A 19,619-nucleotide genomic window follows, 5' to 3' on the forward strand; every position below is an offset into this window, starting at 1 on the left:
CCACAAAAGCACAGCCGCCTAGTATAGGACTGCCAGCCTTTGCGCATTGCGAACAGCTTGTCCGCATACCGTTGAAAAGATGCAGTCTGCTTCATACATCGACTGCATCCATATAGTGTGTAAGCTTCTGAATAAAGGAATCATAATCCTGACAGGTCACCAGCTCATTGAGAAAGGAGGGCTCACTCAAAATCTCAATCAAATGATCGAAAATCTGCGCAAACAGCTTTCTGGAATCATCATGGACACCCAGCAGTGTGACGATATGAACCTCATGCGTTCCCCACTTCATGCCCTGTGGACACAAAACCACACTGATAAAGCTTTTCTTTGCATTGCTTGCCAGTGAATGCGGAACGGCGGCATCCTCAAATGCTGTCGAGGACATATGCTCACGCGCAAAGACATCGGTTGTAAAAGAAGCATCGGCATAATCAAGACGGATGGCATCATTGCACAGCGTCTGTATCAGTTGGGTACGATCCATGTTCATACTTGTATAAAACAATCTGGGATCAAACAGATCAAACAGAAAGTCCTTCAGCTTATTCTTGTTTTTTTCAGTCAGCATCTTGGTGATGATGGTTTCAAGCTGATTCATATCCTTTTCAATCAGAAAGGGATGAATGATGATCGACGGCTGGGGAAATGGTGTTTCCACGGTAGAAATTATCAAATCCGCATGCAAAAGGTTTGGCTGATAGGAATGTATGGACATCGCATACTTAATGGTCACCTTGTCCTCAAAGCGACGACTGATCTTTTCCAATGTAGTTTGATGCAGACTGTAATAATCTGCATAAAGAAACAGGACGGTCAGCTTATTTTTCGATTGTACATTATTTTCAAAATAGCTGCCGATATGGAAGGAGATAAAAGCAATTTCATCCTCATTTAAAACGATGTCATACATATCCTTAAACTGCTGGGCGATGTAAACCGCAATATCGTAAATCAGGGGATAGGTCGATTTTATCTTTGCTGTCAGCGGATTTTTGGCATAGTAATTATGCTCCACGCGATTGAACAGATTCTTTACATGAATCGTAAACTTCGCGATAAATTCCTCATCAAAGGGATCCAGCAGATAGCACTCCTCCACATTGTGTATAACGGTATGCGCAATATCTATATATTTCTGTTCGATGAAGGAGGAGATATTGGAGCCGTTGATAAAGGAATAGTCAATCATTGTGGTGTTATTCATAATAATCAAGGTTAGATTATATAATTCCGCATCATTGATCTGTATCGCATATGCCCCTTCGATATATTCCCGTATTTCCCTTGCCACCGTATACTGCGGGGTTTTGAAAAACGGTGTGAGGTCCACCTGTTCGTGCAGGATACAGCTGCTGCGGATGCGATCGATCATCACAATCAGGTGCAGAGCTGTATTATTCAGTGTATAGTCATTCGCAAACAGATTATTGCGTGAAAAAATATCATCCAGATTCTTTCGGAAATCCCAGAAGTGATAATGGTAGGTCAGCAGCCGTACCTCGTCCTTTAAAACAAAATTATCGTAGGAATCACTCGTAATCAGCCGGCTCATCAGCTGGCGCTTTTCTTTTTCACTGCCATCGATATACAGCACATCCTTTTCTCTGCGGATGCCGACCTGATACGCGGATATCATTTTACGGATGCTGCGGATATCGTTATCCACTGTAGATTCACTGACATAAAGCTCCTGTGCCAGATCAAAGATATCAATGCCGTTCTTGGAGGAAATCAGCTTCTGTATTATCAGATTCTGCCGTGTCTGCGGGGTTTCCAGATTATGCTTTCCGCTCTCCCGATAACGCAGATACTGCTCCGTGCTGCTTAGCTTATAGCCCTTGTTTGTGGAAATGACCAGTGGTTCTTCGACATGCTCTTCATTCAGGATACTGATGTATTTGCGAATCTGGCGGGTGGAAACGTGAAGCAGTTGGGAAAGCTCAGCTGCGGAAATCCAGCTTTCATAGTGATGCCATAAATAATCCAGCAATGTCGATATATTATCTTTCATGTTCAATCACTCTCCTGCCTTATCCCCCTGTAAACAATGATAGTATTACATGATAAGTATACGTGAATTCGAAAATCCGCTCAACTTAAAAAAGTTCCGTGCACTAGGAACTTTTAAAATTTGTCTGTTTCGGCTGCATTCGTTATACTGAGGGTGTCGATAAGAAAGGAGGGCAGTCACACTGATTGGTATAAGAAAAAGAGACATATCACACGCTGAATCGCTTCAGCCAAGTACGGGAATACTTTGATACATCTCTTCTATATTCTAACACCAATCCAGAAAAATTTCATTCATTATTAAAAAAAGTCCGTGGAATGTTAAAAAGCTTACGGACACAAAGGAGATCATTATGAAAAACATTTTATTAGTTTGCGGTACAGGAGCCAGCAGCGGCTTTATGGCGAAGAACATCCGACAGGCCGCAAAAGCACGCAACATCGAAATCGGAGTAAAGGCACGAAGTGATTCTGTTGTAGAGGACTACATCGAGGATATCGACCTGCTGTTGGTAGGTCCGCATCTGAGCTATATGCTGCAGGATCTGGAGGACATCGCAGAGCCCCATGGCGTAGATGTACAAATCATACCGAAGGATGCCTACGGCGAGTTAGACGGGGATGCCGTTCTTGATTTCGCATTACCCTTCCTTGAAGACTAATGCATCAAAAGCTTTCGCTTTTAAAGTAACTTAAACAAAATGAAAAAATGAGGAGAAACATATGAAAAAATTCATGGATTGGATGACGAACAAATTTGCTCCGAAAATGAACAAGCTTGCGCGTAATCCCTGGATTGCGTCTGTACAGGAAGCGATCCTAACTGCAATGCCAATGATCTTTATCGGATCATTTACAACAATACTAACAGCCTTTGGAGGTCTGATTGACGGGTTCCCGGATTTCAGTCCATTGTCAACCTTCTCTTTGGGTCTGCTGTCCCTGTACCTTGCCTATCTGGTGCCTTACCTGCTTATGGAAAAGAAACGGCACAATAAGACAAAGAAGGAAGCAGGTCTGGCAGGCATCGGCTTTTTCCTGATGCTGGTAGGTCCCACCTTTGATGAAGCCGGAAACATACTGTTTCAAAGCTCCACGCTTGGCAACGGCGGTATGATTGCAGCACTGATTGCAGGCTTATTCGTTGGCTTTGTTATGAATGCATTCTCAACCCATTCTTTCTTCAAGGAGGACAGCGCCATTCCGGATTTCATCACCGTTTGGTTTGATACACTGATTCCGATTCTGATAATTCTGTTTGTCGGATGGTTGTTTATCTTCCAGCTGCATATTAGTATCTTTGACTGCATCTATACCTTATTCTCTCCGATTTTAAGTGCTGGTGACAGCTTCCTCGGCTTTGTGATTCTGTATTTCTTCGGTTATACCTTCCTGTATACCTTCGGTATTTCCACATGGGTGATCTATCCGATCGAATCCGCACTGATACTGCAGGGAATCGCAGCAAACCAAGCAGCGGTAGCAGCAGGAAATGCAGCCAGCGTCATAAATGCAGATGGCGTTTCCTATTATTTCACACTTGGTGGAGGGGGCTGTACATTAGCGCTCGGATTGATGATGCTGTTTATGGCAAAATCTAAGAAATGCAAGGTCATCGGAAAGGCTTCTTTGGTTCCGAATCTATGCAACATCAACGAACCGCTTGTATTTGGTGCTCCTATCGCGTTTAACCCGATTCTGATGATTCCTATGTGGATTATCGGACTGCTTGCCCCTGCACTGACGTGGTTCGCATTATACTTTGATATCCTGCCAAAGGTGACTACCTTATTCTCCTTCTGGTATCTGCCGGGGCCAATCTGCTCCTATGCGGTTGGAGGCATGATCGGGCTGCTGTTTACGCTATTCATATTCGTTTTATCCTGGATTATTTATTATCCGTTCTTCAAGGTGTATGACAGACAGTGTGTACAAAAGGAAGAAGAAGATGAATCTAAAAAAGAAGAAGTATCCAAACGTAAAGCAATGCGTCAACGAACAGAAAAAGCATAGGAAAGGAAGGGTGTTATGGAAAACACAACAATCGAAAAGCTCAACAGTGCTGCCATGCAAATCATTTTGCATGCAGGCGACTGCCGAAATCTGTTGAATGAGGCAGTCAATGCCCTCCTGGAAGATAAAAGCGAAGAGGATATAAAGGCTAAGATAGCTGCTGCGAAAAAGGAAATAACAAAGGCTCATGTGATTCAAACTGAAATGATACAAAGCTCAATCAATGAAGATGAGCTACATACTACACTGCTTTTCACCCATGCACAGGATACGCTGATGACAATCAACAGCGAGGTCAATTTAACACAAAACATGATTCGCCTGTATAGAAAGCTGGAAAAATAATATGTGGAAAACTGCAGACGGATTTCCGAAGAATTTTCTATGGGGTGGTGCGATTGCCGCTAATCAGGCAGAGGGTGCATGGAATGTCAATGGAAAAGGACCATCCATGGCAGATATTGAGCTTCTTCCAGAGCATTATGACCGCAAGCATGTTGTCGGCTTTCGCCATACAGCAAGTCAGATCCAAGAAGCACTACTGGATACAGAAGGCTATTATCCAAGAAGGAATGGCATAGATTTCTACCATACCTATAAGGAAGATCTTGCATTGATGAAGGAAATGGGATTCTCCTGCTTTCGTACATCGTTCAACTGGACACGCATTTTTCCAAACGGAGATGAGGAGCTGCCGAATGAAGAAGGACTAAAATTTTATGATGCCCTGCTTGATGAAATGCTACGCAACGGGATAGAGCCCGTCATGACCGTATCTCATTATGAAATGCCGGTTCATCTGATTACAAAGTACAAGGGCTGGTATGCACCTGAAATGATTGATTTCTTTGTTCATTTTTGTGAGGTGCTCTTCAAACGGTATCACAAAAAGGTCAAATATTGGATTTTATTGAATCAGATCAATTCCCTTGGCGGCTGGGGAGAGTTTGCCAGTCTGGGCATGGTGGAAGATGGATATGAAGACTGGGAAAGCGCAAAATATCAGGCCACCCATCATCAGTTTGTCGCATGTGCAAAAGCCACCAGGCTGGCTCATGAAATAGATAAAACCATGCAGATCGGCATGATGCTTGGAGATGATGCACTGTATCCGGCAACCTGTCGGCCGGAGGATGTTTTCGCCAATACACAGCGTATGCAGATGAGTATTTATTTCTACAGTGATATATTGCTGCGAGGAGAATATCCCGGCTATGCTCTTCGCTACTTCAAAGATCACCACATACAGCTCAATGTGAAGGAGGAAGAGCTGGAATTGTTAAAAAATCACACGGCTGATTTCCTTTCCTTCTCCTATTACTACACCCGCATTGTAGATGCACAGCAGCCATTCAAGCCAAAAGAAAATCCATATCTGCAGACCTCTTTGTGGGGTTGGGCTACGGATCCTCTCGGCTTCCGAAATTCACTAAATCAATATTGGGATCGCTATCACGTACCGATCTTTATCGCAGAGAACGGTCTGGGGGCAATGGATACGGTAGTGGATGGCTGTATCCATGATGATTATCGAATCGCCTATCTGAAGGAGCATATCAAAGCGATGAAGGAAGCAATTCGCGATGGCGTACAGATTTTTGGTTATGCCTCCTGGGGGCCTATTGATATCATCAGCTGTTCACAAGGGGAAATGAGCAAACGCTATGGATATATTTATGTGGATCGTGATGATCGCGGCAAGGGAAGCAATGCGAGAATCCGCAAGGATTCCTTCTACTGGTACGCCAGAGTGATTGCCTCGAATGGAGAAGATTTGTAAGATGCTATGTGCACCACATGATAAATTCAAACAAAGATGAACTATAGGGTACTCAGACTGATAAGAAACACAGAGAATCTACAGTATACACAGCGTTCGCTGATAAAAACATACAGTGAAGTATATATTGTGTCTTACGTTAAGAATCCGGCACAGAAAACAAGGATACATCAAATACCAGCTATAAAAAAAGTGCTGTCTGCTTACTTCTAACTTACAAATAGTATTGCTATGAATGAAGACGCGCAATTATATAAGGAAACACAAAGGGGCGTCGACTGCGCCCCTTTCCTATGAATGAAAAAGGAGAGATTTTGCCAAAAGCTGCAAAATCAAACAGGATATATGAAACAGAATGCAAAAGGATTTCCGAAGGACTTTTTATGGGGTGGTGCGATCGCTGCCAATCAGGCGGAAGGAGCATTCCTCGAGGGTGGACGCGGTTGGAGTGTCGCGGATATTCTCAAGGTTCAGGATAAAGGAGATCTTAAGAAAAAATCAAATAAGGAAACCTCTATGAAGGACATTGAGGCTGCTATGGAGGATACACAAGGGTATTACCCAAAGCGCTTTGGAATTGACTTTTACCATACCTATAAGGATGATCTGAAGCTGCTAGCCGGTACCGGGATGAAATCATTCCGTACGTCTATCAGCTGGTCAAGAATTTATCCCAACGGTGATGAAGAGCAGCCTAACGAGGAAGGTCTTCGCTTCTACGACCAACTGATTGATGAAATTATAAAAAATGGAATGGAACCACTGATCACGCTATCTCATTATGAAATGCCCCTGCATCTGGCGGTGACCTACAATGGATGGTATCATCGTAAAACTATCGATTTCTTTGTCAAATATGCGGAAACGATTATGCAGCGCTATAAAGACAAGGTGAAGTACTGGATCGTTGTCAACCAGATTAACCTGATTCATCATGAATCCTTCAATCATCTGGGAATCCCCAGTGATCGTGTGGAAAACCTTATGGAAGCAAAATATCAGGGAATACACAATGAATGCACTGCCAGTGCAATCATAACAAAAAAGGGACATGAGATAAATCCGAATTTTCAGATCGGAATGATGGTATACGATGGTCTCAGCGAGCCTTTAACGTGTAAACCAGAGGATGTATTCGCAAATATGCAGCGCAATCAGCGTGAGTATTTCTTTTCGGATCTGCTGCTACGTGGAGAATACCCGGGATATATGCTGCGTTATTTTCAGGAGCACGATATACACCTGGATATTCGGGAGGAGGATGAACGTGTGTTAAAGGAAAACCCTGCTGATTTTCTGGCTATTTCCTATTATTACACGTGTGCATCATCCAGTGAAAGCAATTCCCGTGCTGATGTAAATGACGATGGAGCGATATCCAATCCTTATATAGAGGCGAGTGAATGGGGCTGGGGAATCGATCCGCTTGGTCTTCGCACAGTGCTGAATTATTATTATGACCGTTATCAAAAACCGATTATCATTGCAGAAAATGGATTCGGAACCTATGATGAAATCAGTGCGGATGGATGTATTCATGATGAGCGCAGAATCGCATACCTTCGTGAACATATACGAAATATGAAGGAAGCAATTCTGGATGGGGTAGAGGTCATTGGTTACTATCCATGGGGTCCTATCGATATCATCAGCTGTTCCTCCTCCGAGATGAGCAAGCGCTATGGATTCATCTACGTCGATCAGGATGATTATGGAAATGGTACAAAGCAGCGGTTGAAAAAGGACAGCTATAACTGGTATCGAAGCGTAATTGCATCAAACGGCGAAAATCTGTAATAGGTAATATAAGGAAGCCGCAGTGCTATACAGGCAGCTATGCTTACATATATCGTCTGTATGAAACGGTTCTGCATGTATAAGAATCAATACGTTCAAAGCTTCCGCGTATAGAAGAGACAACCAATGCATAATATAAACAAAAAGAGAATTTAAAGCTACGAACGAATGCGTAGAATATAATTCTCTTTTCTTATATGTGTATGCCGATGTCTTACGCATAATACATGTGTAATTCTACATATCTGTTTCAATCTCACAAGCATGAGCGCAGGAAATCAGCTGCCGGATAGGCGATTGCTTCGCAAGCTTTTATCCATCCCTGTTCACCCCTTGCTGTGCACGCCGCCTTTCATCAACAGCTCCTCAATGTCACGATTGCAATCCAAATCATAGTCCCCAATCAGTTTGTCTGCATAATGATACTGTATCCCTGCTTTCTCATTACGGTTTAAACAGCGCATCACCTCAGCCGGACCTGCCTTGCGCATACAGCGGTTAAACACCTGCACCCTGCGCTTTTTCAGCATTTCCTCATCGCAGGGAAACTCGTCACACGCATAACAGCCGTCAATTCCTTTTCTCAGGCAGCAGTCCAGAATACCGCACATAGCCTTATGCTCACAGCCTCTCGCATGACAGCCTGGGCAATCTGATTCCGAGCACACACAGCAGGCAAGCCCGCAGAATGCCATTCCTCTTTCCTCTCTCATAAAGTACCTCATTTCCAGCTTTATCATACCAAAAAAACTACGACAACACTATGTCATAGTTCTTGATTTACTTCTCATACTGCTTCAGCATTGCCTTACAGTCTGCTTTGATGCGTTCCTTCAGCTCCATTGGCTCCAGCACCCGTACTGTATTTCCCATGCCGAGTAAGCTTGCATACCAGAAATGCTCCTGCTTCGGTACCCGCATACAATATAGAAAGGATGAATCCGCATATACCTCCATGATTGTTCCCTGAAAATATTCCAGCACTCTACCTCTGGCCTCCGGCTGACAGTGCAGCTTGATCGTCCAGGTAACCTGCGTATCCGCCGCATCCAGCTGCTTCAGTATTTCCTGCAGACTGGGGTGCTTATGCATGGTATGTGTCTTCTCTTGCAGCTGTTCCATACGTACCAGCTTATACATCCGATACGCCTGCTTATCCACATCCCAGCCTACCAGATACCACGCATACCAGCGAAAAATCAGTGCCAGTGCCTCGCAGTTGCGTTTTGTCTGATTCCCCTGAGCATCCGTATATAAAAAGGAGGTGCTGTGTCTTGCGCTAATCACTGCCTGCAAGAAGGAACGCTGCTCTGCCGCTGTTTCATTCGCAACGGAAAAATCCAGCTGTACTCCCACGGTATCATCCTCGTGCTTTGGAAAAAGCAGCTTCGCATTTTGTACCTCCTTATGCAGACCAGCACTCTCCAGACTGTCCAGCGATGCCGCAATGATTGCATAATCCTGTTCCTTTACCAGAGCTGTAGGCAGCTTGTATCCCTCCTGCAGCTCATAGCCTCCATTCACGCCGCTATACGCAATGATAGGAACGCCAGCCATAGACAGCGTATCCATATCCCGCTGAATACAGCGCAGGGATACCTCAAAGGTTTCCGCAAGACAGCGGCCGCTTGCTCGTTTGTGATTCAAAAGATAAAGGGTAATCCCATACAGACGATCTGCCTTCATCCTACACTTCCTTGCATACATCAACCCATTTTGCTTGCGGAAGCAGTTCCTCCAGCTCCGCAATGGTCAGCTTGATTGCGGAATTTGGCGTTCCGCAGGCCGGATATACGAAATCAAACCGCTTTAAAGAAACATCCAGAAATACCTGCGTTTTATCAGGTACGCCAAACGGACATACCCCGCCGATGGCATGATTCGTATAGGCTTCCACCTCATCCCCCTTCAGCATCTTCGCCTTACAGCCGAAGGTTTCCTTATATGCATGATTATCCACCCTGCAATCACCGGCAGCAACCACGATCACGGCATGCTCCTTTCCCATAAAGGAAAGCGATTTTGCGATGCGCTCCGGTTGCGTTCCAAGGGCCTGTGCCGCCTGCTCAACGGTAGCACTGGATGCATCCAGCACCAGGATATCCTGTTCCTTATGATACTGCTTCAAGTATGCTCTTGCCTGTTCCATTGCCATTTTCTTATCCTCCTGATTTTCTAATATTCCACACCCTTACGTGCAGCTATCCCCCTTTGATAGGGATGCTTGTGTTCTACCATCTCCGTATGATAATCACATAGATTCATCAGCTCCTGCGACGGATTTCGGCCGGTGAGGATGATTTCCAAATCCCGGTTCGCCTGTAAAAAGCGCAGGAGTGTTTCCTCCTTTAGCAGTCCCAGCTGTACAGCATCCAGAACCTCATCCAGAAAGATGCATGCACACTCCTTTGCCATACCCTGCACCCATGCGAACAGCTCCTGTATCCCCTGTCTGGTTTCCAGCTGCTCCTGTTTTTGCATTTGAAAATAAAATCCCTGCGGCATTCGTGTTGCACGCAGCTTCACACAGGATAAGTTCCGCAAAGCATTGAGCTCACCACTCGTTCCATCCTTTAAAAACTGTGCAACCGCAACGCGCTTTTCATATCCTGCCTGACGCAGAACCAGGCCGAAGCCGGCAGTCGTCTTTCCTTTCCCGTTTCCGCTGTATATATGGATCATACGCTTCACCCTTCCTTATGTCATCTTAACCGTTATTATACCATAGCAATGCATATTGTGTAACGGTTTCAGCTATAAATGCAAATTTGTGAAACTTTGTGGTAAAAATGTGAAAGATTTTCATGAAAATATTGATTTTATGTACAAAACAAGGTATCATCATAATATCATATAGAAAAGAGAGGTTAGTCTTATGAAGAAAAAATTATTGGGAGGACTTGCACTGGCACTGCTTCTTGCAGGATGTGGAAACAGTGGCGACAGCGACAAAGAAAAAACGGATGATGGAAAGAAAACATATAAACTCGGTATCATCCAGCAGATGGAGCATCCTGCGCTTGATAGTGCCAGAGAGGGACTGGAGAAATATCTGAACAGCAAGAGCGATGCAAAGTTTGAGATTACGGTAAAAAATGCACAGGGAGACAATGGTACGGCGGATACGATCGCCAAGCAGTTTGTTTCCGATGATGTGGACCTGATTTATTCCATTGCAACCAACGCATCACAGGCTGCCGTGAATGCGACTGGCGGTACAGACATACCTGTTGTGTTCAATGCAGTGACGGATGGTGTGGAGGCGAAGCTGGTTACCAGCAATGAGTTGCCGGGTGGTAATGTCACCGGCGTCAGCGATGCCGCACCGCTGGAAAAACAGCTGGAAATGATTCGTGAGTTCCTGCCGAAAGCAAAAAAGATCGGTATGATTTACAATATCGGAGAAGTAAACGGAAAGCTTCAGGTAGCGCAGGTGGAAAAGCTGGCTTCAAAATATAACTTTAAAATCGTTAAGAAAGGCGTCAGCGCCACCACAGAGATTGCCACTGCGGCAGAACAGCTGGCAGGTGATGTTGATTGTATTTATAATATTACCGACAATATGGTCGTATCAGCTACAGCCTCTATTACAGATAAGGCAAATGCAAAGAATATCCCGGTATTTGCGGCTGAGGACGGACAGATGAAGGCAGGCTTACTGGCAAGTGATTCCATCAGCTATGAGAAGCTTGGAGAGCAGGCAGGCAGTGTTGCCTACGATATCCTTGTCAACGGCAAGAAAGCAGGCGATATTCCTGTAGAAACAGCAAAGGATACAACCCTGTATATCAACAAAAAGGTCGCAGAGCAGCTGGGTATTAAAATTCCGGATTCACTGGCAGAACGTGCTACTTTTGTAGAAGAATAGAGTAAGGTGTGAATACGTATGGATTTCATATTAGATGTTATAGCGCAGGGGCTGGCCTACAGTATCCTCGCCATCGGGGTTCTGCTGACCTATCAGGTTCTGGACTATGCAGATCTGACCGTTGAGGGCAGCTTTCCACTCGGGGCAGCTGCGGGTGCTATGTGTGTGATGCATGGCATCAATCCGTTTCTCTCACTGATCGTGGCATTTATTGCAGGACTGGCGGCCGGGTATGCGACCGGCTTCCTGCATGTTAAATTTGGTATTTCCAGCCTGTTGAGCGGCATTCTCGTCATGACAGGCCTGTATTCCATCAATCTGGTCGTGGCCGGAGATATGAGTAACATTCCCCTGTTTACCTATGACACAATTTTCTCCTATGGGGCGCTGCTTGGCAATATTGCAGGAGGATCACTGGGCACCTGGATCGTGAAGCTGTGGCCGATATTCATCCTGCTGGTTCTCGTCCTGTTCCTAAAGCTGCTGATGGACTGGTTTCTGGATACGAAATACGGCTTTCTTATGCGTATTGCAGGTGACAATCCCCAGCTGATTGCGACACTGGGAAAGGATATCGGGCACATCAAAATGAACGGTCTTGCTATTTCCAACGGCTATGCGGCTGTATCCGGTGCGGTTGTATCACAATTCCTGAAATATTTTGATATCACCCTTGGTACCGGTATGATCGTCATGGGACTGGCCTCTGTCATCATGGGGCTGACATTGTTCAAGCGCTTTAAATTCATCGGTTTCACAACGAGTGTAATTCTCGGTGCCATCACCTACCGTCTGACGATTGCCGCTGCCTTAAAGGTGGGCTTACCGCCAAGCTATCTGAAGCTGATCATGGCTGTCATCTTTATCGCGGTGCTTGTACTCGGCAATGGTGTGATGGGGAAATTCTTCCATCGCAAGGTTCAGGAATCGTGAGGTGAGAATATGCTGAAACTAGAACATGTGAAAAAGACCTTCAACAAGGGAAGTGCCAACGAGGTCATTTTATACAGAGATTTGAACGTGGAAATCCATGACGGTGAATTTGTCACGATTATCGGCTCCAACGGTAGTGGAAAATCAACATTTTTCAATGTCATCAGCGGGAATATCCGACAGGACGCAGGAAGAGTCTCTTTCAACGGAAAAGATGTCTCCCGGCTTCCCGAGCATAAACGCTCCCAGTTTATCGGCCGTGTATTTCAGGACCCGCAAAAGGGAACCTCCCCATCGCTGACAATTTTACAAAATATGGCCATGGCCTATAATAAGGGAAAAAGCTTTGGTCTCACAAAGGGCGTTGATAAGACTTTGATACCACGCTTTGAAAAAGAGCTGGCAGATATGCAGCTGGGGCTGGAAAGTAAGCTGCATGTCAGTGTCGGTTCCCTGTCCGGTGGACAAAGACAGGCATTATCCCTGTTGATGGCAACCCTGATTACGCCGGAGCTTCTGCTGCTGGATGAGCATACGGCGGCTCTGGATCCAAAAACAAGTGATCTGATTATCCAGCTAACCAAGAAAATTGTGGAAGAAAAGAAAATGACAACCATCATGATTACCCACAATCTGAAGCATGCCATTACCTATGGCGATCGTCTTCTGATGTTTCATAAGGGAGAAATCATCATGGATATTCCAAAAGAGGAAAAGAAAACACTGACAGTGGAAAAGCTGATTGAGAAGTTTAACTCATTGAATATGCTGGATGCGCTTGATGATGAGCTGGCATTCAGTGCACAATAGCATTCGATAGCGATAGACTTTTGCGGGAACGTATCCTGCAGAAGTCTTTTTTTCTATCCGAAGGGCATGGATACCCGCTTGACTGTTTCCCATAGCAGGATGCACCACAGCATTATCTAAATATTATCAAGATAAGAAAAACGTGCAGCCCTATTGACCTCACGTTTTCATTCAGTATTCAGCCTTTCTGTGTGGAATCAGTTTCCTCCCCGGATATCCTCCTTACGTTCCAGCTTCAAAGATACCTCCTCAAAGACGAAATCTCCACCATCTCCCAGTGGGCTCTGCGCCACCAGACCGACCTTTAATTCTTCCTCCATTTCCATGCGTAATATGCGATGCATCCTCCAGTGCGATCCATCCAGAGAATAATGCACCGCAAATATCTGATCTCTGCGGCACAGCTGCAGCCATATGGAATCCCCGTCTGTTTCCACTCCATTGCAATCATCCGAGGTTGTATTCGTCATAACAGATACAACAGCTCTGGTATTCAGATCGGTATACTCAAAGCAGGCCTTCGCCCAACGTGTTTCAGACTCCATTGCCATAAGTGCCGGTGCATCATAGGTGGAAAGAAAGCGCTGGGACACCTTTGCCTGCAAGACAAAATCCCCCTTCACCCACTGATACAGAAAGGCAGCACTGGCGACAACCTTTTTGTTTGTCGCACTGACTACAAAGTCGCTTTTCGCGTTGGCATGCAGGATAATCGCTCCATCCTTCTGCGTATAGGATGCATCATTCATTGTTTCAAATTTCATATTTCCTCTTCTCCTTTATTCGTTTCCATACGTTTCATCCCCGATTCCTCCTTTGCCTTCAGGCGGCATACATGATAGGCACGGTCTCTATGCTCGATATTTTTCTCATAATTCTTCTGGTAGATAACGGAATAAACAAGATCAAGCAGATACTGTGCAGATACATGAGAGGAAAAGGTTGTTATTTTCTGATAGGAAGATTCAAAGCCGCAAAGATACAGACGGCAGGTGGCAAAATAATGCAGTGTCTGATCGTGTCTGCTGGATAACAGCAGTACGGTTACCTTATTCTCATACAGCTGCTTTACACACTCCTGCACATGATCGGAAATACCTGCGTAGGAAAGGATGATTGCCACATCCCCCTGTTTGGCAGAGGCACAGTACAAGCGCTGCTGCAGCAGCTCCCCTGCGACATGGATATGCATCCCGATTTCCTCCATTTTGCGTGCAAAATTCTTTGCAGCCTGCAGATTGGTATTCGTCGTAAGAATATAGGTGAAGCGTGCCTGATAAATATGCTCTGCGAACTTTTCCAGCTGTGTGATATCAAGCAGCCGTATGGTTTCATCAATCGAGGTTTTATACAGACTGCCCAGCGTTTGAATCAGCTGTGCCGTGGATTCCTTTTCCGTAAAGGGATAATCGTAATTCACCTCACTGGGACTGCTCAGCTTCTCGTTCAGCTCACTTGCCAGCTGGATACGAAAGGCAGAAAAGCCCGCAAAGCCAAGCTTATGGCAGAAGCGATAGACACAGGAGGTACTGACCGCAGCTCCCTGTGCCAGCTGTGTGCCGTTCATATGTATGACCGCTATGCTGTTTTCTAAAATATAATCACACAGAGCCTGCTCGTTTGCACTCCAGCTGCGAGTATTCTGTAAGGTTTCCCGTATATGCATACACATCCGTCCTTTCCTCTTCATTATAGCGGTATGACAAAACTTTGTCATTCCTCTTTCGTTCATTGATAATTTTTTCTCATATTTTCTGCTTTCCCAAACGAATCCGTGTCAACCTTTTCTCAACCGTCCTCTGCTTTGTTTACAGGATAGGATTTTCTGCGTTACACTGTAGCTGTCAAAAGGAGGACAACATTATGTATAAACTGATCGTCTGCAGTGTCGATGATACGCTGCTAACCAACAATCACAACCTGAGCGCTGATACAAAAGAAGCTCTGCTGCAGGCCCAGCAGGCGGGTGCACGGCTGGCTCTGATCTCACGCCGTTCTCCGGAAAACCTGAGAAAAATAGCAAAAGAGCTGCATATGGATACGTATAACGGATATATTGCCGCCTGTCACGGCGCCTTTGTGCAGGAGCTGGGCAGTATGCGAATATTGCGGAAGGAAGAGGTTTCACTGAAGCTGGTGGATAGAATCAAGGCACTTGCCGAGGGACAGGACGTTACGCTGTCCATTGTAGAAAACGGCTGCCTGTATGCAAATGGCATTGACCCTTATGTACAGCTGGAGGCTCTGCTGAATGATATGCGCCTGTGTCCCTGGGAAGCATTTGAGGACATCAGCGATACGGTATTGAAGCTCTATGTTACCGGAGAAAGCAGCGCCTTAAACGGCTTTATCAGCTGGATGCCGAAAACCTTAGAGGAAGAAATCAAGCTGATTCAAAGCGGTAAGAATATGTGCAGTATTGCCCATGCCGATGTGGACAAGGGAACAGCACTGCAGTGGATTATGCAGGACATGGGCATTCAGAAGGAGGATGTGCTGGTGATTGCGGACAGCACAAATGACAAGGTGATGGCACCGTATGCAGGCTGTGTAAGCGTCATGGCAAATGCACAGGATGAGGTGAGAAGGGATGCGACCTTCCTCACACACAGCAACGAATGCGATGGTATCGTACGAACACTGGAGGTACTGACACAGGATGTGGAGGTCATATAGCTGAAGCAGTTACGAACAGCTCTTTGTAATATTAGAAACAGAAACGGGAAATCTTTCAAAAGTGATTGGAAAAGTTCCCGTTTTGTTTTATACTGAAAGAGATGTAACCGTTCACAAGATATGGAGGAATGCTATGAGCAGATTAACGATTATGACCGCTACCAAAGCGCAGCGGGTCATTGAAGATCTCTACAAGGATCTGGAACGAAGAATCATTGCCAGTCCGCCGGGCCTTTGTCCGGTTGATATGGCAAGTGCTTTTCTGAAGCTGTGTCACGCGCAGACATGCGGAAAATGTGTGCCCTGCCGTGTCGGTCTGGCACAGCTGCAGCTGCTGCTGGAGGATGTGCTGGAGGGAAGAGCTGAACTTTCCACGATTGATCTGATTGAAAAGACTGCACAGAATATCTCATGGAGTGCGGATTGTGCAATCGGACAGGAGGCTGCTGATATGGTGTTGAAGGGGGTGCAGGGATTTCGGGATGATTATGAGGAGCATATCCTGCACGGACGCTGTACCGCCAGTCTGAATCAGCCGGTTCCCTGTGTTTCCATGTGTCCGGCCGGTGTGGATATCCCCGGCTATATCGCATTGGTGAAGGAAGGAAGAAATGCCGATGCTGTCCGACTGATCCGAAAGGATAATCCGTTTCCTACTGTTTGCGCCTATATCTGTGAGCATCCGTGTGAAGCGCGATGCAGAAGAAACATGCTGGACGATTCTATCAATATCCGCGGTATCAAACGCTATGCTGTCGATCATGCCGGCTATGTACCGCCGGAGCCCTGCGCACCATCGACCGGAAAGCGGGTTGCCATTGTCGGCGGCGGTCCCGGTGGTCTAAGTGCTGCTTATTATTTGCAGCGGATGGGACACCAGACCGTCGTTTATGAAAAACGAAAGGCTCTGGGAGGTATGCTCCGCTATGGAATCCCCAACTATCGGCTGCCCAGAGCACGTCTGGATGAGGAAATCGAAGTAATAAAGGCCGCAGGTGTGGAAATTCATACCGGGGTGGATATCGGCAAGGATATCGCCATGTGTGATCTGGATAAGGAATTTGATGCTGTTTATCTTGCCATTGGGGCACAGACAGATAAAAAAGTAGGGATTCCCGGAGAGGATGGAAAAAATGTCATTTCAGCGGTTACGATGCTGCGGAAAATCGGTGATGATATCATGCCGGACTTCACGGGAAAACGCGTGCTCGTCATCGGTGGTGGAAATGTTGCCATGGATGTAGCCAGAAGCAGTAAACGGCTTGGTGCAGCCTATGTGGGAATCGCCTATCGCAGAAGACAGGAGGATATGACCGCCCTGCCGCAGGAGGTTGAGGGGGCTCTTGCGGAGGGCTGTGAGCTTCTGCCTTTGCAGGCACCAACGCGCATTGAACTGGATGAAGAACAGAAGGTCGCTGCTTTATGGGTACAGCCGCAGATTATTTCATCCTACCGTCAGGGACGGCCTTCACCGAAACGTGCGGATACAGAGGAAAAACGAATTCCCTGCGATATCGTCGTTGTGGCCATCGGTCAGGGTATTGAATCTCAGCATTTTGCGGAAGAGGGCGTCCCGATCCGCCATGGTGCAATCGACGCACTGGATCATTCCGGTGTGGAAAACATGGAGGGAATCTTTGCCGGCGGCGACTGTGTAACCGGTCCGGCTACCGTGATTCGCGCCATTGCGGCAGGTAAGGTTGCGGCTGCCAACATTGATGAATACCTCGGCTTCCATCATGTTATTGAATGTGACGCACTCATACCGCCTGCAAACTATGCGGATCGTCCGAAATGCGGCCGCATACAGCTGAAGGAACGGGAAACAACGAAGCGCAATGCTGATTTTGAGCCGATTGAATATGGCATGTCGCGGGAAGAGGCACAGCAGGAATGCGGAAGATGTCTGCGCTGCGATCACTATGGTTTCGGTGTATTCAAAGGAGGAAGAACGACAAAATGGTAACGATAAAAATCGATCATCAGCAGATTGCGGTAGATGAGCAATTAACGATTCTGGAAGCCGCAAAGCAAGCCCATATCGAAATTCCTCATCTCTGTTATCTAAAGGGTATCAATGACATCGGTGCATGCCGTGTCTGTGTGGTAGAGCTTGCGGGCAAGGATAAGCTGGTTACCGCCTGCAACACCATCGTGCAGGAGGGAATGGTCATTTATACCAATTCCCCAAAGGTTCGCTATACGCGAAAGTGCAATGTGCAGCTTCTGCTTTCTCAGCATGATTGTGAATGTGCCTACTGTTCACGAAGCGGGAATTGTTCCCTGCAGAAAATAAGCAATGATCTGGGTATCACCTCCCTTCCTTATGAGAAAAAGGTCGTGTATACACCATGGAATCAAAGCTTTCCACTGATTCGGGAAAGCAATAAATGTATCAAATGCATGCGCTGTATTCAGATATGCGACAAGGTACAGAACCTGCAGGTATGGGATGTCCAGAATACAGGCTCCCGGACAACGGTGAATGTATCCCTGAACCGCAGCATTGAGGAAGCCGATTGCAGCCTGTGCGGACAGTGCATTACGCATTGTCCGGTAAATGCACTGCATGTACGTGAAGACAGCGAATGCGCGTTTGATGCACTGAATGATCCGGATAAGATTACGATCGTACAGATTGCACCGGCTGTTCGGGCTGCCTGGGGAGAATCGTTTGGGCTGTCCAGAGAAGAGGCGACGATTGAAAAGCTGGGAGATGCCTTTCGCAGGATGGGTGCCGATTATGTATTTGACACTGATTTCGCAGCGGACCTTACCATCATGGACGAAGCCAGTGAATTTCTGGAGCGCCTGCAGCAGAAGGACGAGCAGAAGCTTCCGATGTTTACTTCCTGCTGTCCGGGCTGGGTACGTTTTCTGAAATCACAGTATCCGGATATGGTGCCCCATCTCTCCACTTCAAAATCTCCGCATCAGATGTTTGGGGCTATCACCAAAACATGGTTTGCGGAAAAACTGGGCGTCGACCCGGCGAAGCTATATAATATTTCAGTCATGCCGTGTGTCGCAAAAAAGCATGAAATTGATATACCGGGAATGGAGGATTCTGGATATCGCGATGTAGATGTCGTTTTGACGACACGAGAGGTTGTCCGCATGCTTCACGCCGAGCATATTGATGTCAGCTGCATACAGGATACACCGCTGGATGATCCGCTTGGAACCGCCAGTGGTGCCGGTGTGATTTTCGGTGCAACCGGCGGCGTCATGGAGGCTGCACTGCGCAGTGCCTATTATTTCGTTACGGGCGAAAATGCTGATCCTGATGCCTTTGCTGATGTCCGTGGCATGGATGGTTGGAAGGAAGCTACTTTCGAGATACAGGGCATACCGGTTCGCTGTGCAATCGTCAGCGGGCTTGGAAACACCCGCAGACTCATCGAGGCTATGCGCAGAAATGAAGTAGCCTATGATTTCATCGAGGTTATGGCTTGTCCGGGTGGATGCAGCGGAGGAGGCGGTCAGCCAATCCATGATGGAGAGGAGCTTGCGGCTGAACGTGCCGATACGCTGTATCGTCTGGATCGAAATGCAAAGCTTCGCTATTCCCATGAAAATCCGTCCATCCGCACACTCTATGATGAATATCTGGATAAGCCGCTTTCAAAGCTTGCGGAGAAGCTGCTGCATACCGATCATGAAGCATGGCAAATGCCCCATTTTAAGCGTTAGGTATCGGAAGCGCTCGCCTGCTGTCTGCTGCTAAAC

General features: G+C 46.4%; 18 protein-coding genes. 11 read left to right on the forward strand and 7 right to left on the reverse strand.

Features of this window, described 5'->3' with window-relative positions; translation table 11 throughout:
• Nucleotides 1–91 precede the first annotated feature (91 nt).
• Nucleotides 92–2,014 carry a BglG family transcription antiterminator gene (locus NE665_RS07080; RefSeq protein WP_178759743.1) on the reverse strand — a complete coding sequence of 641 codons (1,923 nt, stop codon included), beginning with the start codon at nt 2,012–2,014 and terminating at the stop codon, nt 92–94.
• A gap of 352 nt (nt 2,015–2,366) precedes the next feature.
• Here NE665_RS07080 and NE665_RS07085 point away from each other — a divergent pair, with 352 nt between their 5' ends.
• From NE665_RS07085 to NE665_RS07105, 5 genes are all read left to right on the forward strand, one after another.
• Complete coding sequence (locus NE665_RS07085) at nt 2,367–2,675, forward strand: PTS sugar transporter subunit IIB (RefSeq protein ID WP_178759742.1); 309 nt, start codon at nt 2,367–2,369, stop codon at nt 2,673–2,675.
• A 61-nt stretch (nt 2,676–2,736) separates the two neighbouring features.
• Nucleotides 2,737–4,026, forward strand: a complete 1,290-nt coding sequence (locus NE665_RS07090) for a PTS transporter subunit EIIC (RefSeq protein WP_117443355.1) — start codon at nt 2,737–2,739, stop codon at nt 4,024–4,026.
• Nucleotides 4,027–4,041: 15 nt separating this feature from the next.
• On the forward strand, nt 4,042–4,371 hold the full coding sequence (locus NE665_RS07095; protein ID WP_117443354.1) for a PTS lactose/cellobiose transporter subunit IIA: 330 nt from the start codon (nt 4,042–4,044) through the stop codon (nt 4,369–4,371).
• Nucleotide 4,372: 1 nt separating this feature from the next.
• The gene (locus NE665_RS07100; protein ID WP_117443353.1) at nt 4,373–5,806 is read left to right on the forward strand and encodes a glycoside hydrolase family 1 protein; all 1,434 of its coding nucleotides are present in this window, start codon (nt 4,373–4,375) and stop codon (nt 5,804–5,806) included.
• 345 nt (nt 5,807–6,151) lie between these two features.
• A complete protein-coding gene (locus NE665_RS07105; protein ID WP_117443383.1) occupies nt 6,152–7,603 on the forward strand; it encodes a family 1 glycosylhydrolase in 1,452 nt (483 codons plus the stop codon).
• 326 nt (nt 7,604–7,929) lie between these two features.
• On the opposite strand, the gene NE665_RS07110 is transcribed toward NE665_RS07105, so the two are convergent.
• The 4 genes from NE665_RS07110 to NE665_RS07125 form a co-directional block, all read right to left on the reverse strand.
• Nucleotides 7,930–8,316, reverse strand: a complete 387-nt coding sequence (locus NE665_RS07110) for a DUF3795 domain-containing protein (protein WP_117443352.1) — start codon at nt 8,314–8,316, stop codon at nt 7,930–7,932.
• Nucleotides 8,317–8,383: 67 nt separating this feature from the next.
• On the reverse strand, nt 8,384–9,289 hold the full coding sequence (locus NE665_RS07115) for a YafY family protein (protein WP_117443351.1): 906 nt from the start codon (nt 9,287–9,289) through the stop codon (nt 8,384–8,386).
• A 1-nt stretch (nt 9,290) separates the two neighbouring features.
• Nucleotides 9,291–9,758, reverse strand: coding sequence for a YbaK/EbsC family protein (locus tag NE665_RS07120; RefSeq protein ID WP_117443350.1), 468 nt, complete (start codon nt 9,756–9,758; stop codon nt 9,291–9,293).
• Between the two features lie 20 nt (nt 9,759–9,778).
• A complete protein-coding gene (locus tag NE665_RS07125) occupies nt 9,779–10,285 on the reverse strand; it encodes a cob(I)yrinic acid a,c-diamide adenosyltransferase (RefSeq protein WP_117443349.1) in 507 nt (168 codons plus the stop codon).
• A gap of 193 nt (nt 10,286–10,478) precedes the next feature.
• On the opposite strand from NE665_RS07125, the gene NE665_RS07130 reads away from it, so the two are divergent.
• From NE665_RS07130 to NE665_RS07140, 3 genes are read left to right on the forward strand one after another with little or no spacing between them, the layout of a single operon-like run.
• Entirely contained in the window at nt 10,479–11,471 is a 993-nt protein-coding gene (locus NE665_RS07130) for an ABC transporter substrate-binding protein (protein ID WP_117443348.1), read from the forward strand.
• 18 nt (nt 11,472–11,489) lie between these two features.
• Nucleotides 11,490–12,404, forward strand: a complete 915-nt coding sequence (locus NE665_RS07135; RefSeq protein ID WP_117443347.1) for an ABC transporter permease — start codon at nt 11,490–11,492, stop codon at nt 12,402–12,404.
• 9 nt (nt 12,405–12,413) lie between these two features.
• On the forward strand, nt 12,414–13,214 hold the full coding sequence (locus tag NE665_RS07140; RefSeq protein WP_117443346.1) for an ATP-binding cassette domain-containing protein: 801 nt from the start codon (nt 12,414–12,416) through the stop codon (nt 13,212–13,214).
• A 197-nt stretch (nt 13,215–13,411) separates the two neighbouring features.
• Here the strand turns inward: NE665_RS07140 and NE665_RS07145 are convergent, their stop codons facing one another.
• A complete protein-coding gene (locus NE665_RS07145; protein WP_117443345.1) occupies nt 13,412–13,978 on the reverse strand; it encodes a DUF1349 domain-containing protein in 567 nt (188 codons plus the stop codon).
• Complete coding sequence (locus tag NE665_RS07150; protein WP_117443344.1) at nt 13,975–14,886, reverse strand: MurR/RpiR family transcriptional regulator; 912 nt, start codon at nt 14,884–14,886, stop codon at nt 13,975–13,977. Before NE665_RS07150 ends, NE665_RS07145 begins: the two co-directional genes overlap by 4 nt.
• Nucleotides 14,887–15,077: 191 nt before the next feature.
• Here NE665_RS07150 and NE665_RS07155 point away from each other — a divergent pair, with 191 nt between their 5' ends.
• The 3 genes from NE665_RS07155 (at nt 15,078) to NE665_RS07165 (ending at nt 19,583) form a co-directional block, all read left to right on the forward strand.
• Nucleotides 15,078–15,890, forward strand: a complete 813-nt coding sequence (locus tag NE665_RS07155; protein ID WP_233104566.1) for an HAD hydrolase family protein — start codon at nt 15,078–15,080, stop codon at nt 15,888–15,890.
• 133 nt (nt 15,891–16,023) lie between these two features.
• Entirely contained in the window at nt 16,024–17,856 is a 1,833-nt protein-coding gene (locus tag NE665_RS07160; RefSeq protein ID WP_117443342.1) for an NAD(P)-binding protein, read from the forward strand.
• Complete coding sequence (locus NE665_RS07165; protein ID WP_117443341.1) at nt 17,850–19,583, forward strand: [FeFe] hydrogenase, group A; 1,734 nt, start codon at nt 17,850–17,852, stop codon at nt 19,581–19,583. Before NE665_RS07160 ends, NE665_RS07165 begins: the two co-directional genes overlap by 7 nt.
• The last annotated feature ends 36 nt before the right edge of the window (nt 19,584–19,619 follow it).

Source organism: Clostridium sp. DFI.1.208 (genome assembly GCF_024463855.1).
GTDB lineage: Bacteria > Bacillota_I > Bacilli_A > Erysipelotrichales > Erysipelotrichaceae > Clostridium_AQ.

Excerpts from the sequence above, each read along its gene's own strand:
- NE665_RS07150 (WP_117443344.1), bottom strand. The coding sequence starts at position 14,886 with ATGTGTATGCATATACGGGAAACCTTACAGAATACTCGCAGCTGGAGT.
- NE665_RS07135 (WP_117443347.1), top strand. The coding sequence starts at position 11,490 with ATGGATTTCATATTAGATGTTATAGCGCAGGGGCTGGCCTACAGTATC.
- NE665_RS07090 (WP_117443355.1), top strand. The coding sequence starts at position 2,737 with ATGAAAAAATTCATGGATTGGATGACGAACAAATTTGCTCCGAAAATG.
- NE665_RS07155 (WP_233104566.1), top strand. The coding sequence starts at position 15,078 with ATGTATAAACTGATCGTCTGCAGTGTCGATGATACGCTGCTAACCAAC.
- NE665_RS07160 (WP_117443342.1), top strand. The coding sequence starts at position 16,024 with ATGAGCAGATTAACGATTATGACCGCTACCAAAGCGCAGCGGGTCATT.
- NE665_RS07115 (WP_117443351.1), bottom strand. The coding sequence starts at position 9,289 with ATGAAGGCAGATCGTCTGTATGGGATTACCCTTTATCTTTTGAATCAC.
- NE665_RS07110 (WP_117443352.1), bottom strand. The coding sequence starts at position 8,316 with ATGAGAGAGGAAAGAGGAATGGCATTCTGCGGGCTTGCCTGCTGTGTG.
- NE665_RS07095 (WP_117443354.1), top strand. The coding sequence starts at position 4,042 with ATGGAAAACACAACAATCGAAAAGCTCAACAGTGCTGCCATGCAAATC.
- NE665_RS07100 (WP_117443353.1), top strand. The coding sequence starts at position 4,373 with ATGTGGAAAACTGCAGACGGATTTCCGAAGAATTTTCTATGGGGTGGT.
- NE665_RS07140 (WP_117443346.1), top strand. The coding sequence starts at position 12,414 with ATGCTGAAACTAGAACATGTGAAAAAGACCTTCAACAAGGGAAGTGCC.
- NE665_RS07120 (WP_117443350.1), bottom strand. The coding sequence starts at position 9,758 with ATGGCAATGGAACAGGCAAGAGCATACTTGAAGCAGTATCATAAGGAA.
- NE665_RS07125 (WP_117443349.1), bottom strand. The coding sequence starts at position 10,285 with ATGATCCATATATACAGCGGAAACGGGAAAGGAAAGACGACTGCCGGC.
- NE665_RS07145 (WP_117443345.1), bottom strand. The coding sequence starts at position 13,978 with ATGAAATTTGAAACAATGAATGATGCATCCTATACGCAGAAGGATGGA.
- NE665_RS07085 (WP_178759742.1), top strand. The coding sequence starts at position 2,367 with ATGAAAAACATTTTATTAGTTTGCGGTACAGGAGCCAGCAGCGGCTTT.
- NE665_RS07105 (WP_117443383.1), top strand. The coding sequence starts at position 6,152 with ATGAAACAGAATGCAAAAGGATTTCCGAAGGACTTTTTATGGGGTGGT.
- NE665_RS07080 (WP_178759743.1), bottom strand. The coding sequence starts at position 2,014 with ATGAAAGATAATATATCGACATTGCTGGATTATTTATGGCATCACTAT.
- NE665_RS07130 (WP_117443348.1), top strand. The coding sequence starts at position 10,479 with ATGAAGAAAAAATTATTGGGAGGACTTGCACTGGCACTGCTTCTTGCA.
- NE665_RS07165 (WP_117443341.1), top strand. The coding sequence starts at position 17,850 with ATGGTAACGATAAAAATCGATCATCAGCAGATTGCGGTAGATGAGCAA.